Here is a 13838-nt window from a genome sequence, read left to right on the forward strand (position 1 = left end):
CTTGCTCACGAGACCCATCATGGCCCAGGCCCCCGGCCTCTATACCCCCACCGTCCCCGTTCCGGCGGACCGTCGCGTCCTTGGCGGGCGCGATCTCTTCACCCTCTGGTTCTCCCTGGGCATCGGCCTCATGGTCGCCCAGGCCGGCGCGCTGCTGGCACCCGGCCTCGGCCTGGCCGATGGCCTGCTGGTGCTGGTGCTCGGCACCGGGGTCGGGGTGCTGCTGCTGGCGGCTGCCGGCCTGGTGGGCAGCGACACCGGCCTGGCCGGCATGAGCGCCCTGGGCCAGAGCCTCGGCCAGCGCGGCGCGCTGTTGCCGGCGGTGCTCAACATCACCCAGCTGATCGGCTGGGGCGCCTTCGAACTGGTGGTGATGCGCGAGGCGGCCAGTGTGCTGCTGGGCAGCTGGGGCCAGCAGGCCTGGTCCTCGCCGGTGCTCTGGACCCTGGTGTTCGGCGCCCTGGCGACGGCCCTGGCGGTGGCCGGTCCGCTGACCTTCGTGCGCCGTTTCCTCAGCCGCTGGGGTATCTGGCTGCTGCTGGGGGCCTGCACCTGGCTGACCCTGGATCTCTTCCTGCGCGCCGACCTGAGCGCGCTCTGGCAACGCCCGGGCGACGGCTCCCTGACCCAGGCGCTGGGCTTCGATCTGGTGGTGGCCATGCCACTGTCCTGGCTGCCGGTGATCGCCGACTACACCCGCTTCGCCCGCACCGGCCGCAGCGCCGGGCGCGGCGTCCTGCTGGGCTACTTCTGTGGCAACCTCTGGCTGATGGGCCTGGGCTTCGCCTATACCCTGGCTTTCGCCAGCGGCGGTGAAGCCGACGCCCTGCTGCGCGCCCTGGCCGTGGCCGGCCTGGGCCTGCCGCTGCTGCTGATCCTGCTGGACGAATCGGAAAACGCCTTTGCCGCCTATCACTCGGCGGCGGTGGCGACGGGTTTCCTGGCCCAGGTGAAGATCTGGCAGCTGACCCTGGCCATCGGCATCCTCTGCACCCTGCTGGCGCTGCTGGTACCCCTGGCCCAGTACGAACACTTCCTGCTGCTGATCGGCTCGGTGTTCGCCCCGCTGTTCGGCGTGGTGCTGGTGGATCACTTCCTGCTGCGCCGCCGCAAGGCTCCGCAGCGGGTGCGGGCGCTGCGCCTGGAATCCCTGATCGCCTGGGCCCTGGGCGTGGCCGTCTACCACCTGCTGCCGACCCTGCTCCCCGCCTGGGGCGCGACCCTGCCAGCCATCGTGGTGGCCGGCACCGCGCAGGCGCTGTTGGGATTGAAGCGGGTTTAGGGGCCGGCCCGTTGGGCTTCGCTGCGCTCAACCCAACCTACGCCTGACTGCCCCTCTCCCGCGTGCGGGGAGGGTTGGGGTGGGGGTATCGCGGCCATGGATGCGGCGATGCGGCCGCTCCTACAGAAGATCTAGTCCGCTGTAGGAGCGGCCCATGGCCGCGATCAAGCCCGCTTGCAGCAGATGATTTCGGTTGACCAGGTCCTACGGCTGCCGCGCCTTGCCCCGCCCCGGGAAATACTCGCCCTTGAGGATGCCATTGAGCTTGGGATAGGGGATCTTCAGCTCCGGATGGCCCATGGCGTAGGGGGCGATGCTGCCGATGTCGTACTTGAGCGTCAGGGCGCCGAAGTCCAGGGCCACGTTGTTGGTCTTGAGAAAGGGCCACTGCTGGCGGAAGTCGGCATCGCCGACGTTGTTGCTGACCATCCAGGCCTCGCGCGACAGCTGCGCCAGCCGCCAGAACTCGGCTTCCTGCCCCGGCACCAGCATGTCGCCCAGGGTGATCTGCCGGTCGAGATGGCGATCCCAGGTGACGAAGTCGCGGCCGGCCAGACCATGGGCACCGCCATTGGCCAGGTAGCTGGAGAACTCGATGATCACCAGGCCGTCATGCTGTTCACGCACCTTGGCCTGCAGATAGCTGCTCCAGCGTGGCTGCGCCTTGGCGAGGAAATCCCGCTCGTAGCTCTCCAGCGAAGCCGGGATGGGCGCACCCGGCTCGGCGCGGGCCAGGCCCAGCAGGTGCCGCTGCACCAGGGCGTCCAGGGCCGGGTCGCCGAATTCCACGTAGTCGATGTTGATCAGCGGGCAGTCTTCGCCCTGGCAACCGGCCGGGCGGTGCTCCCAGGCCTGGTGGCGAGGCGCGAGGGGTTTGTCGAGGTTGGGGCCGAAGACGCTTTGGCAACCACCGAGCAGCAGGCCGGCGAGCAGGAGGAGTGGGCGGATACGCATGGGATTCCTTGTCATTTGAACAGAGAACGACGGCTTTCGAACCCGTCTGGCTCGATAAGTTTGCCAGGGGCGGACGGAGGTTTCCCGGCTTGTTGTCCTTTTCGCGACTTGGCGCGCCAGGGGCTGCACGAGTGCAGGCGGCACGCTAGGATGAGCTGATCACCTTCATTCAGCGCTGGAGCGCCCATGACCGAAGCCAACGAATCCCAGGCGCCCGCCGTTGAAATCCTGAGCCGCGAGATCTGCTTTCAGGGCTTCTATCGCATGGCCCGTTTCCGGCTGCGCCATCGCCAGTTCTCCGGTGCCCTGGGCCCGGAACTGGAGCGCGAGGTCTTCGTGCGTCCCGATGCCGTCTGCGTGCTGCCTTACGACGCCGTGCGTGACGAAGTGGTGCTGATCGAGCAGTTTCGCGTCGGCGTCATGGAAAAGACCGCTCATCCCTGGCTGCTTGAGCCGGTGGCGGGCTTGGTGGACAAGCAGGGCGAGGCCGTCGAGGCGGTCGCTCATCGGGAAGCCGAGGAAGAAGCCGGGCTGACCTTGCAATCGCTCTGGCCCATCTCCACCTACTTCCCCTCGCCTGGCGGCAGCGACGAACAGGTCTATCTCTACCTGGGTCGCTGCAGCACCGTGGATGCCGGTGGCGTCCATGGCCTGGAAGAGGAGGGCGAGGACATTCGCGTCCATGTCTGGTCGCTGGACGAGGCACTGGCCGGGGTTCGCGACGGTCGAATCAATAACGCAGCGGCTATCATCGCCCTGCAATGGCTGGCGCTCAATCGCGCCGAGGTACGGGGGTTATGGGGCTGAAACTGCGAGATCGCTATCGAGTTGACCTGCCGGGCCTGCAGGCCACGTGCGAGGCCAACTACGTGCGGCTGATGCGGCTTCTGCCCAAGATGCGCGAAGCCGTGGTATCGCGCCGCGTCATGTTGTCGCAAGGCGAGCGCCCACTGGGCGTGCTTGCCCTGGAGGTCACCGAGGCCTGTCCCTATACGACGGTCTTGCGGGTGCGTCAGGAACTGGGCCTGCCCTGGTTGCCGGTGCCCGAACTGGAAGTGCGCGTCTATCACGATGCGCGGATGGCGGAAGTGGTGTCGGCCGGGGCCTCTCGGCACCTGCTTGGACGCTATCCCTATCCCAATCAGGCCATGTATCAGCCTGACGAAAAGAGTCAGCTCAATCTGTTTCTCGGTGAGTGGCTGAGTCACTGCCTGGCCTGTGGCCACGAAGCTGAACCTATCCTGCAGCGATGAGCATTGGAGCGCAACGCTGATAGCCGTAGCTTCCCTCGCGCAGTGCAAGCTGCGAAAATGTGAAGCATGCACGTAAGTTCCCGGGAACTTTTCTGCACCCTGCCTGCGCTAGTTGTTCCCTTATGCCTAGGAGGCTTTGGTGAGTTTGCCGGATAGTGTCAACGCTCCCCTCGTCGTCCAATTGACCGATAGTCATCTGTTTGCGCGCGCCAACGGTCGGTTGTTGGGTATCGATACGGCAGCCAGCCTGCAACAGGTGGTGGCCCAGGTGGTCCGGGAGCAGCCACATATCGATCTGCTGCTGGCCAGCGGTGATCTCTCCCAGGACGGCTCCGTGGCCTCCTATCAACGCTTTTGCGAGCTGACCGAACCCCTGGCTGCGCCCATGCGCTGGTTGGCCGGCAACCATGACGAGAATGCGCCCATGGCCAAGGCCTGTGGCGATCGCGATTTCCTGGAAACCGTCACCGACCTGGGCGCCTGGCGGCTCATCCTGCTCGACAGTACCGTGCGCGGCTGCGTGTTCGGTGAGCTGGAGCAGGCGCAGCTGGTGGCCCTGGACGAGGCCCTGAGTGCCGCGCCCGAGCGTCCGGCGCTGATCTGTCTGCACCATCACCCGGTCCCGGTGGGCTGTGGCTGGATGGAGCCCCTGGGCCTGCACCGGGCGGACGAGCTGTTTGCCGTGCTGGATCGCCATCCTCAGGTCAGGGTGGTGCTCTGGGGGCACATCCACCAGGAGTTCGATCAGCTGCGCAATGGCGTGCGCCTGCTGGCCTCGCCGTCCACCGGTCTGCAATTCGAGCCGGGCAGCCAGGACTTCAAGGCGGGTGATCAGGCCCCGGGCTATCGCTGGTTGCGCCTGTTGCCCGACGGCAGTCTGGAGACCGGTGTCTCGCGTCTGCAACAGCATGCCTTCACCGTGGATCACAGCGCCGCCGGCTACTAGGGTCGCCCGGGCTGACGCCGGTCGGCTGCCTTGGTCGCGAGGGTCGAAACGGGTTATTCTTTACCTGTTTATTTATCCAGTAGGAGCGGCCCGATGCCGTCGATCCTCTATATCCATGGTTTCAACAGCTCACCCGCGTCCCTGAAGGCGCGGCAGCTCACCGCCTGCATGACCCGTCTCGGCCTGGCGGACCGCTTGCGCGCGCCGGCGCTGCCCAATGATGCCGACGCTGCCTTCGCTTTACTGGAGCGCGAACTGGCCGAGCTGGACGCCCCCTTGCTGGTCGGCAGCTCCCTGGGCGGCTACTATGCCACCGTCCTGGCCGAGCGCCACGGGCTCAAGGCCGTGCTGATCAACCCGGCGGTCCGGCCCTGGCGCTTCATGGAGCATTACCTGGGGCCCCAGCGCAATCACCATACCGGCGAGAGCTGGACCCTTACCGAGGCCCATGTCGAGGCCATGCGTGCGCTGGAAGTCGCGGCACCGGCGGATCCCGAGCGCTTCCACGTCTGGCTGCAGACCGGCGACGAGACCCTCGACTACCGCGACGCCGAACGCTACTACGGCGGCTGCACCCTGCGTATCGAACAGGGTGGCGACCACGGCTTCCAGGGCTTCCATCGCCAGCTGCCGCTGCTGCTGGAGCTGGCCGGCTTCGACCCGGCGCTCTGGCGCGAGCTGGATTTCAACACCTTCGAATAGAGACCCCATGGCCACGCAGAACGCCTATAACGCCGACGCCATCGAAGTCCTCTCCGGACTCGATCCGGTGCGCAAGCGCCCTGGCATGTACACCGACACCTCGCGGCCCAATCACCTGGCCCAGGAAGTCATCGACAACAGCGTGGACGAGGCCCTGGCCGGTCATGCGCGCCAGGTGCAGGTGATCCTGCACGCCGACAACTCCCTCGAAGTCATCGATGACGGTCGCGGCATGCCGGTGGACATTCATCCGGAAGAGGGCGTCTCCGGCGTCGAGCTGATCCTTACCAAGCTGCACGCCGGTGGCAAGTTCTCCAACAAGAACTACCAGTTTTCCGGCGGTCTGCACGGCGTGGGCATCTCGGTGGTGAACGCCCTGTCGACCCGGGTCGAGGTGCGCGTCAAACGCGAGGGCAATGAATACGGCATGGCCTTCGCCGACGGCTTCAAGGCCAGCGAACTGGCCGTGGTCGGCAGCGTCGGCAAGCGCAATACCGGCACCAGCGTGCATTTCTGGCCGGACCCCAAGTACTTCGATGCGCCCAAGTTTTCCGTCAGCCGCCTGAAGCACGTGCTCAAGGCCAAGGCGGTACTCTGCCCGGGCCTGGCGGTGAGCTTCCTCGACGAAGCCAGTGGCGAGCGCAGCGAATGGCATTACGAAGACGGCCTGAGATCCTATCTGATCGACACCGTGGGCGACGCCCTGCGGCTGCCCGAGGCGCCCTTCCACGGCAGCCTGGCCTCGGCCCGGGAAGCGGTGGACTGGGCGCTGTTCTGGCTGCCCGAAGGCGGGGAGTCGGTGCAGGAAAGTTACGTCAACCTGATTCCCACCGCCCAGGGCGGCACCCATGTGAACGGCCTGCGCCAGGGCCTGCTGGACGCCATCCGCGAATTCTGCGAATTCCGCAACCTGCTGCCGCGCGGCCTCAAGCTGGCCCCGGAAGACGTCTGGGAGCGCATCGCCTTCGTCCTCTCGATGAAGATGCAGGAGCCGCAATTCTCCGGCCAGACCAAGGAGCGCCTGTCCTCCCGCGAGGCCGCGGCCTTCGTTTCCGGGGTGGTCAAGGACGCCTTCAGCCTCTGGCTCAACGCCCATCCGGAGCTGGGTCAGCAGATCGCCGAGCTGGCCATCAACAATGCCGGCCGCCGCCTCAAGGCGGGCAAGAAGGTCGAGCGCAAGAAGATCACCCAGGGGCCGGCACTGCCCGGCAAGCTGGCCGATTGCGCCGGTCAGGATCCGATGAGATCCGAGCTGTTCCTGGTGGAGGGCGACTCTGCGGGCGGCAGCGCCAAGCAGGCGCGCAGCAAGGAATTCCAGGCCATCATGCCGCTGCGCGGCAAGATCCTGAACACCTGGGAAGTGGATGGCAGCGAGGTGCTGGGCAGCCAGGAGGTACACGACATCGCCGTGGCCATCGGTATTGACCCGGGCAGCGCCGACCTCAGCGGCCTGAGATACGGCAAGATCTGCATCCTCGCCGACGCCGACTCCGACGGGCTGCACATCGCCACCTTGCTGTGCGCGCTGTTCGTGCAGCACTTCCGGCCGCTGGTGGATGCCGGCCACGTCTATGTGGCCATGCCGCCGCTGTACCGCATCGACCTGGGCAAGGAGGTGCACTACGCCCTCGACGAAGCCGAGCGCGACGGTGTCCTGGATCGCCTGGCGGCGGAAAAGAAGCGTGGCAAGCCCCAGGTGACCCGCTTCAAGGGCCTGGGCGAGATGAATCCGCTGCAGCTGCGCGAGACCACCATGGACCCCAATACCCGGCGCCTGGTGCAGCTGACCCTGGAGGACGTGCCCGGCACCCTCGAGATGATGGACATGCTGCTGGCCAAGAAGAGATCCGGCGATCGCAAGAGCTGGCTGGAGTCCAAGGGCGATCGCGCCGAAGTGCTGCTCTAAATATGTTGGCTGCGCTTATCGCGGCCATGGCGGTTCGCCGCAGCGACCGCTCCTACAGGTGTATCGAGCGCCTGTAGGAGCGGCCCATGGCCGCGATGGACACAACACCCCGATTACCGACGTAACACCAAAGGATTCCCATGAGTGCACCCCTCGACCTGAGCCTGGATGGCGTCGAACGCCGTTCGCTGGCCGACTTCACCGAGCAGGCGTACCTGAACTACTCCATGTACGTCATCATGGACCGCGCCCTGCCGCACATCGGCGACGGCCTCAAGCCGGTCCAGCGCCGCATCATCTACGCCATGAGCGAATTGGGCCTGGATGCCGACGCCAAGCACAAGAAATCCGCCCGTACCGTGGGTGACGTGCTCGGCAAATACCATCCCCACGGCGACTCGGCCTGTTACGAAGCCATGGTGCTCATGGCCCAGCCGTTCTCCTATCGCTATCCGCTGGTGGATGGCCAGGGCAACTGGGGTGCGCCGGACGATCCCAAGTCCTTCGCCGCCATGCGTTACACCGAGGCGCGGCTGTCGCGCTATTCCGAGGTGCTGCTCAACGAACTGGGTCAGGGTACCGTGGACTGGGTGCCCAACTTCGACGGCACCCTGAACGAGCCGGCGGTGTTGCCGGCACGGCTGCCCAACCTGCTGCTCAACGGCACCACCGGCATCGCCGTGGGCATGGCCACCGACATCCCGCCGCACAATCTGCGCGAGGTGGCGGCCGCCTGCATACGCCTGCTGGACGATCCCATCGCCGGGATCCCCGAACTGCTCGAACACGTGCCGGGCCCGGACTTCCCCACCGAAGCCGAGATCATCACGCCCCACGCCGATCTGCGCAAAATCTACGAGACCGGTCGCGGCTCGGTGCGCATGCGCGCCGTCTACCGCCGCGAAGATGGCGACGTGGTGATCACCGCGCTGCCGCACCAGGTCTCAGGTTCCAAGGTGCTGGAGCAGATCGCCGCCCAGATGCAGGCCAAGAAGCTGCCCATGGTGGCCGACCTGCGCGACGAGTCGGACCACGAGAATCCGACCCGCATCGTCATCGTGCCGCGCTCCAACCGCATCGATGCCGACGAGCTGATGCAGCACCTGTTCGCCACCACCGATCTCGAATCCAGCTACCGGGTCAACCTCAACGTCATCGGCCTGGACGGCAAGCCCCAGGTCAAGGACCTCCGGCAGATCCTCCAGGAGTGGCTGATCTACCGCATCGGCACGGTGCGCCGCCGCCTGCAGTTCCGTCTGGACAAGGTCGAGCGCCGCCTGCACCTGCTGGATGGCCTGCTGATCGCCTTCCTTAACCTGGATGAGGTGATCCACATCATCCGCACCGAAGAGCATCCCAGGCAGGCGCTGATGGCCCGCTTCGAACTCTCCGAGGACCAGGCCGACTACATCCTCGAGACCCGCCTGCGCCAGCTGGCGCGCCTGGAAGAGATGAAGATCCGCGGCGAACAGGCCGATCTGCTCAAGGAGCAGAAGCGCCTGCAGACCCTGCTGTGCAGCGACAAGAAGCTGCGCAATCTGGTCCGTGACGAACTGATCAAGGATGCCGAGACCTATGGCGACGCCCGCCGCTCGCCCATCGTCGCCCGGGCCGAGGCCAAGGCGCTGTCCGAAACCGAGCTCATGCCGACCGAGCCGGTGACCGTGGTGCTGTCCGAGAAGGGCTGGGTGCGTCAGGCCAAGGGCCATGACGTCGATCCGACCGGGCTGTCCTACAAGGCCGGCGACGGCTTCAAGGCGGCGGCCCTGGGTCGTTCCAACCAGTTCGCCGTCTTCATCGACTCCACCGGCCGCAGCTATTCCGTCGCCGCCCATTCACTGCCGTCGGCGCGTGGCCAGGGCGAGCCCCTGACCGGACGCCTGACGCCGCCGCCGGGGGCCAGCTTCGAATGCCTGCTGCTGCCGGATGACAGTGGCCTCTATGTCCTGGCCTCGGACGCCGGCTACGGTTTCGTGGTCAAGGGTGAGGACTTGCAGGCCAAGAACAAGGCCGGCAAGGCCCTGATCAGCCTGCCCAATGGCGCCAGGGTACTGTCTCCGAAACCGGTGGCCTCCCTGGAGGACACCTCCCTCGCGGTGGTCACCAACGAAGGGCGGCTGCTGGTGTTCGCCATCACCGAGCTGCCGCAACTGGCCAAGGGCAAGGGCAACAAGCTGATCTCCATTCCCGGCGAGCGGGTCGCCAAGCGCGAGGAATACGTGGTCGACCTGGCCGTGGTGCCGGCCGGCGCTTCCCTTACGCTGCAGGCCGGCAAGCGGCCCTATACCCTCAAGGGCAGCGATCTGGAGCACTACCGTGCCGAGCGCGGCCGGCGGGGCAACAAGCTGCCTCGGGGCTTCCAGCGGGTAGACTCGCTGCAGGTGGAAACTTGAGCCGCCCGCGGTCAGCCGTTAGCATAGCCCGGATTTTTTCGACCAGGACTCGCCGGGCCTCGCTGCCCGCCGAGAGAGAGCCTCGATGAAACGGATGTGTCTTGCCAGGCTGGCGCTGGTTGGCCTACTGGCCGGCCTGGGTGGCTGCGCCAGCCTCGGCCCCAGCCACTACTACCAGCTCGATGGCGGCAATGCGCGTGCGCCGGCGAGCAGTGAGCGTGGCCTTGCGGTGTGGATCGAAAGCCTGCAACTGGCCGACTACCTGCAGCGCGACGTGCTGCTGGAGCGCCAGCCCGACGGCAGTCTCAAGACCACCCGCGATCACTGGGCCGGACCGCTGGACGCCAACGTGCGTCAGTTGCTGCAGCGCCAGCTCACCGGCCGCCTCAATAGCGGTCGGGTGGTGGTGGGGGAGCAACCCGCAGGCTTCGATCCGCAGTACCGGGTGGAGCTGGTAGTGACCCGGCTCGATGCCGGTGACCAGGCGCCTGCCACCCTCGATGCCAGCTGGCAGTTGCGCGACGGCCGGGGCCGGCTGCTGGACACCGAGGTGATCCACCTGCAGACCCGGCACGCGGGCGATCGCGCGGCCCAGGTACGGGCCCAGGGCGAATTGCTGCAACAATTGTCGGCGCGGCTGGCCACCGATCTCACCAAGGTCGCCCAGCGCGGCCGACGCGAGACCGAGATGGCGCGCAAGGAGCCGAAGAAACTTGTTGAAGAGGCCCAGGCACGGCCAACGCTACCGGCCGTGGTGCCCATCCGCACCGGCGCTGAGGTCTATCGCTTCTGACCCGACCAGGCCCCGCGCGTCGCCGCGCGGGAGCCTTCGGCGGCGCTCGATGCGCTATCCAGCCGGACCCTCAAGCCCCCGGAGGTTTCATGACGCTGCCCCTGTTTCCGCTCAACACCACCCTGTTTCCCGGTTGCCGCCTTGATCTGCAGCTGTTCGAAGCCCGCTATCTGGACATGCTCGGTCGCTGCCTCAAGCAAGGCAGCAGCTTTGGCGTGGTGACCATCCTCGAAGGCCGCGAGACCGGTGGCGCGCCGAATCGTCTGGGCGCCTACGGCTGCGAGGCGCTGATCCGCGACTGGCAGCAGCAGAGCAACGGCCTGCTGGGTATTCGCATCGAAGGCGGACGGCGCTTTCGCCTGCTGAGCCAGGAAGAGCAACCCGATCACCTGGTGGTGGGTGAGGTGGAGTGGCTCCCGGAACCCGCTCCCCAGCCGCTACGCGATGGCGACGCCGACCTGCTGGCGCTGCTGGCGGCCCTGGCCCAGCATCCCATGGTGGCCAGCCTGGACATGGGTGGCGAGGTTGGCGATCGCCAAGCCCTGGGCTGCCAGCTGGCCTATCTGCTGCCGTTCGAGGCGCACCTCAAGCTGGATTGGCTGGGCATGAGCGATCAGGGCCAACGCCTGGCCGACATCGAGCGCCATCTGGTGGATCTGCAGGGTGATTTCCAGGCCTGACGCCAAACGTCGGGCAAAAGAAAGCCCGCCGGGCAGGGCGGGCTAAAAGTGTTTTGGGGGCACTCGATAAGACTCTGGCACTTTGCCATAAGTTCAGTCTTATGAGATCAAAGTGCCAGTCTTGATGACTCAACCTGCCAGCAGCTTGATGAACTCGCGATTGAAGGCCGGAATGTCGTCTGGCTTGCGGCTGCTCACCAACTGACCGTCGACGATGACTTCCTGGTCCTGCCAGGTGGCGCCAGCGTTCTTGAGGTCGTCGGTCAGCGAGGGCCAACTGGTCAGGGTCTTGCCCTGCACCAGGCCGGCGGAGATCAGCAACCAGGCACCGTGGCAGATGACGGCGACCGGCTTGCCGGCGTCGGCGATCTGCTTGGTCAGCTGTTGGGCCTGCGCGTCGATGCGGATGGTGTCGGCGTTGACCACGCCGCCGGGCAGCAGCACGGCGTCATAGTCGCCGGCGTTCGCTGCGGCGAAGGTGAGGTCCACCGGAAAGCTGTCGGCCGGCTCGGTGCCGTCCCAGCCGCGTACCTCACCGCTCTCGGCGGAGATGATGTGGGTCTGGGCGCCCGCCTGTTCCAGGGCCTGCTTGGGGCCGGTGAGTTCGGCCTGTTCGAAGCCGTCGGTGACCAGGATGGCGATTTTCTTGCCGTTCAGGGATGTAGCCATGGTTGCGGATACCTCGATTGGAATTCGGTCGGGCTAGCCTTTTGCCAGCGCTCCTAAATCCGTCTCGCTTTACCCCTCTGAAGTTCCTTCGTCGCGCCCGATGGCATCGGCGCACGGCGCGGAGTAAATTTGCGACATCCATCGCAGAGTAGTCCCCATGTCCCAAGCGTCCCCTCAGCTGTCCGAGGAGCAGATCCGTCAGGCCCTGCAAGGCATCAGCATTCCGCCGCAGCCGCAGATCATGGTGGATCTGCAACTCGAACAACTCATGCCCAGTGCCGATCTCAAGGTCATCTCCCGCCTGATCGGCCAGGACCCGGGGCTCTCGGGCGCCCTGCTCAAGCTGGTGAACTCGCCGTACTTCGGTCTCAGCAATCGCATCACCTCGATCCAGCGGGCGGTCAATCTGCTGGGCAGCCAGTCGGTCATCAACCTGATCAACGCCCAGTCGATCAAGGGCGAGCTCACCGACGAGACCATCGTCATCCTCAATCGCTTCTGGGACACCGCCCAGGACGTCGCCGAGACCTGCTTGAGCCTGGCCAAGAAGACCGGCTATCCGACCCCGGACGAGGCCTATGCCCTGGGTCTGTTCCACAACTGTGGCATCCCGCTGATGCTCAAGCGCTTCCCCAATTACATGGCGGTGCTGGAAGAGGCCTATGCCAGCGTCAACGAGCAGGTGCGGGTGGTGGATGTGGAGAACCGCATCTTCAACACCAATCACGCCGTGGTGGGCTATTTCATCTCCCGCTCCTGGCGCCTGCCGGAACACGTCGGCCAGGCCATCGCCAATCACCACAACGCCCAGTCGGTCTTCGACGAGGACTCAACCACCGACATCCAGATCAAGAATCTGCTGGCGCTGCTGAAGATGGCCGAGCACATCTGCCGCTGCTATCGCGCCCTGGGTGGCCAGGACGAGGACAACGAATGGCAGGCCATCGCGCCGCGGGTGCTGGATCACGTCGGCCTGTCCGAATACGACTTCGAGTCGCTCAAGGAAACCATCCTTGAAATGGGCAGCGGTCGGATCAATTACTAAGGCGTCCGCAATCCTCCTGGATCCTCATGCCCGAACTACCTGAAGTCGAAACCACTCGCCGGGGCATAGAGCCCCATGTCGTCGGTCAGCGTGTGCGCCGGGTCATCGTCCGCGATGGCCGGCTGCGCTGGCCGGTACCCGAGGACCTGGACGTGCGCCTCTCCGGGCAGCGCATCGAGGCCGTCGAGCGACGGGCCAAGTACCTGTTGATCCGCGCCGAGAGCGGCACCCTGATCGGTCACCTGGGCATGTCCGGCAGTCTGCGCCTGGTGCCCGCCGACCAGCCGCCGGCCAAGCACGAGCACGTCGACATCGAGCTGGAATTCGGGCTGTCGTTGCGCTACACCGATCCACGGCGCTTCGGTGCGCTGCTCTGGACCCAGGACCCCCATGCCCATGTGCTGCTGAGCAAGCTGGGGCCCGAACCGCTGACCGAGGCCTTCGACGGCGGTCGGCTGTTCGAGCTGTCGCGCGGGCGCAGCATGGCGGTCAAGCCCTTCATCATGGACAACGCCGTGGTGGTGGGGGTGGGCAACATCTACGCCGCCGAGGCGCTGTTCGCCGCCGGCATCGATCCCCGCCGGGCCGCCGGCAGCGTTTCCCGGGCGCGCTACGAGCGCTTGGCCGTCGAGATCAAGAAGGTCCTGGCGCGTTCCATCGAAAGCGGTGGCACCACCCTGCGCGACTTCATCGGTGGTGACGGGGCGCCGGGCTATTTCAAGCAGGAGCTGTTCGTCTACGGGCGCAAGGGCGAATTCTGCAAGGTCTGCGGGACGGGCCTGCAGGAGATCCGCCTCGGCCAGCGCGCCAGCGTCTATTGCCGGAAGTGCCAGCGATGAAGGGCTTGGCCGGGCTGGCCGTGCTGGCATTGCTCAGCGGTGAACTGGCCTGGGCCGATGCCGACAATGGCCGCAATCTCTTCCTGCGCCGTTGCCACAACTGCCATTCGGTGGGACCGGGCGCCCAGTCCGGTTTCGGCCCCCAGCTCAACGACCTCTTCGGTCGCCAGGCCGGGAGCCTCCCGGGCTACCACTACTCCGAAGCCATGCGCCAGGCCGGCTTCGCCTGGGATCGTGAGGCCCTGGCGGCCTTTCTGCGCGATCCCGAGCGGAAGGTGCCGGGTACCAAGATGAGATTCTGGGGCATCGGCGACGCCGAGGACCTGCGCGACATCGCCGACTACCTGGAGACCCAGCCCGGCACTCCCTGAATGCC

14 protein-coding genes are annotated in these 13838 nt (G+C 66.1%); 12 read left to right on the forward strand and 2 right to left on the reverse strand.

The features are described 5' to 3' along the window. The first annotated feature begins 19 nt into the window (after window positions 1-19). Window positions 20-1282: a putative hydroxymethylpyrimidine transporter CytX gene (gene cytX / locus GSQ95_RS11385; protein ID WP_158893378.1), complete on the forward strand. Its 1263-nt coding sequence runs from the start codon at window positions 20-22 to the stop codon at window positions 1280-1282. Between the two features lie 204 nt (window positions 1283-1486). On the opposite strand, the gene GSQ95_RS11390 is transcribed toward cytX, so the two are convergent. Further along, complete coding sequence (locus GSQ95_RS11390; RefSeq protein ID WP_158893370.1) at window positions 1487-2236, reverse strand: RsiV family protein; 750 nt, start codon at window positions 2234-2236, stop codon at window positions 1487-1489. 186 nt (window positions 2237-2422) lie between these two features. Here GSQ95_RS11390 and GSQ95_RS11395 point away from each other — a divergent pair, with 186 nt between their 5' ends. From GSQ95_RS11395 to GSQ95_RS11430, 8 genes are all read left to right on the forward strand, one after another. After that, window positions 2423-3043, forward strand: a complete 621-nt coding sequence (locus GSQ95_RS11395; RefSeq protein WP_044342438.1) for an NUDIX domain-containing protein — start codon at window positions 2423-2425, stop codon at window positions 3041-3043. Then, window positions 3034-3489, forward strand: a complete 456-nt coding sequence (locus GSQ95_RS11400) for a DUF1249 domain-containing protein (RefSeq protein WP_132832828.1) — start codon at window positions 3034-3036, stop codon at window positions 3487-3489. Before GSQ95_RS11395 ends, GSQ95_RS11400 begins: the two co-directional genes overlap by 10 nt. Window positions 3490-3628: 139 nt before the next feature. Continuing rightward, window positions 3629-4435 (forward strand): 3',5'-cyclic-AMP phosphodiesterase, encoded by an 807-nt coding sequence (cpdA, locus tag GSQ95_RS11405; RefSeq protein ID WP_158893368.1) that lies wholly within the window; start codon window positions 3629-3631, stop codon window positions 4433-4435. Window positions 4436-4528: 93 nt separating this feature from the next. Continuing rightward, a complete protein-coding gene (locus GSQ95_RS11410) occupies window positions 4529-5137 on the forward strand; it encodes a YqiA/YcfP family alpha/beta fold hydrolase (protein WP_133862585.1) in 609 nt (202 codons plus the stop codon). Between the two features lie 7 nt (window positions 5138-5144). After that, the gene (gene parE, locus GSQ95_RS11415) at window positions 5145-7043 is read left to right on the forward strand and encodes a DNA topoisomerase IV subunit B (protein ID WP_158893366.1); all 1899 of its coding nucleotides are present in this window, start codon (window positions 5145-5147) and stop codon (window positions 7041-7043) included. A 140-nt stretch (window positions 7044-7183) separates the two neighbouring features. Beyond that, a complete protein-coding gene (parC, locus tag GSQ95_RS11420; protein ID WP_158893364.1) occupies window positions 7184-9436 on the forward strand; it encodes a DNA topoisomerase IV subunit A in 2253 nt (750 codons plus the stop codon). Window positions 9437-9521: 85 nt separating this feature from the next. Then, window positions 9522-10229, forward strand: a complete 708-nt coding sequence (locus GSQ95_RS11425) for a membrane integrity-associated transporter subunit PqiC (protein ID WP_158893362.1) — start codon at window positions 9522-9524, stop codon at window positions 10227-10229. An 89-nt stretch (window positions 10230-10318) separates the two neighbouring features. Then, entirely contained in the window at window positions 10319-10909 is a 591-nt protein-coding gene (locus GSQ95_RS11430; protein ID WP_158893360.1) for an LON peptidase substrate-binding domain-containing protein, read from the forward strand. A gap of 129 nt (window positions 10910-11038) precedes the next feature. Here GSQ95_RS11430 and GSQ95_RS11435 read toward each other — a convergent pair whose 3' ends face one another. Continuing rightward, a complete protein-coding gene (locus tag GSQ95_RS11435) occupies window positions 11039-11578 on the reverse strand; it encodes a type 1 glutamine amidotransferase domain-containing protein (protein WP_017640748.1) in 540 nt (179 codons plus the stop codon). A gap of 157 nt (window positions 11579-11735) precedes the next feature. Between GSQ95_RS11435 and GSQ95_RS11440 the strand changes: the two genes are divergently transcribed. Genes GSQ95_RS11440 through GSQ95_RS11450 form a run of 3 tightly spaced genes read left to right on the forward strand, consistent with a single transcriptional unit; the run spans window position 11736 to window position 13833 of the window. Then, complete coding sequence (locus GSQ95_RS11440) at window positions 11736-12623, forward strand: HDOD domain-containing protein (protein WP_158893358.1); 888 nt, start codon at window positions 11736-11738, stop codon at window positions 12621-12623. A gap of 26 nt (window positions 12624-12649) precedes the next feature. Beyond that, window positions 12650-13462 carry a bifunctional DNA-formamidopyrimidine glycosylase/DNA-(apurinic or apyrimidinic site) lyase gene (gene mutM, locus GSQ95_RS11445; protein WP_158893356.1) on the forward strand — a complete coding sequence of 271 codons (813 nt, stop codon included), beginning with the start codon at window positions 12650-12652 and terminating at the stop codon, window positions 13460-13462. Continuing rightward, window positions 13459-13833 (forward strand): cytochrome c family protein, encoded by a 375-nt coding sequence (locus tag GSQ95_RS11450; protein WP_158893354.1) that lies wholly within the window; start codon window positions 13459-13461, stop codon window positions 13831-13833. The genes mutM and GSQ95_RS11450 overlap by 4 nt, the downstream gene beginning before the upstream one ends. The last annotated feature ends 5 nt before the right edge of the window (window positions 13834-13838 follow it).

This window comes from Pseudomonas sp. BAV 4579 (genome assembly GCF_009765395.1).
Lineage (GTDB): Bacteria > Pseudomonadota > Gammaproteobacteria > Pseudomonadales > Pseudomonadaceae > Chryseomonas > Chryseomonas aestiva.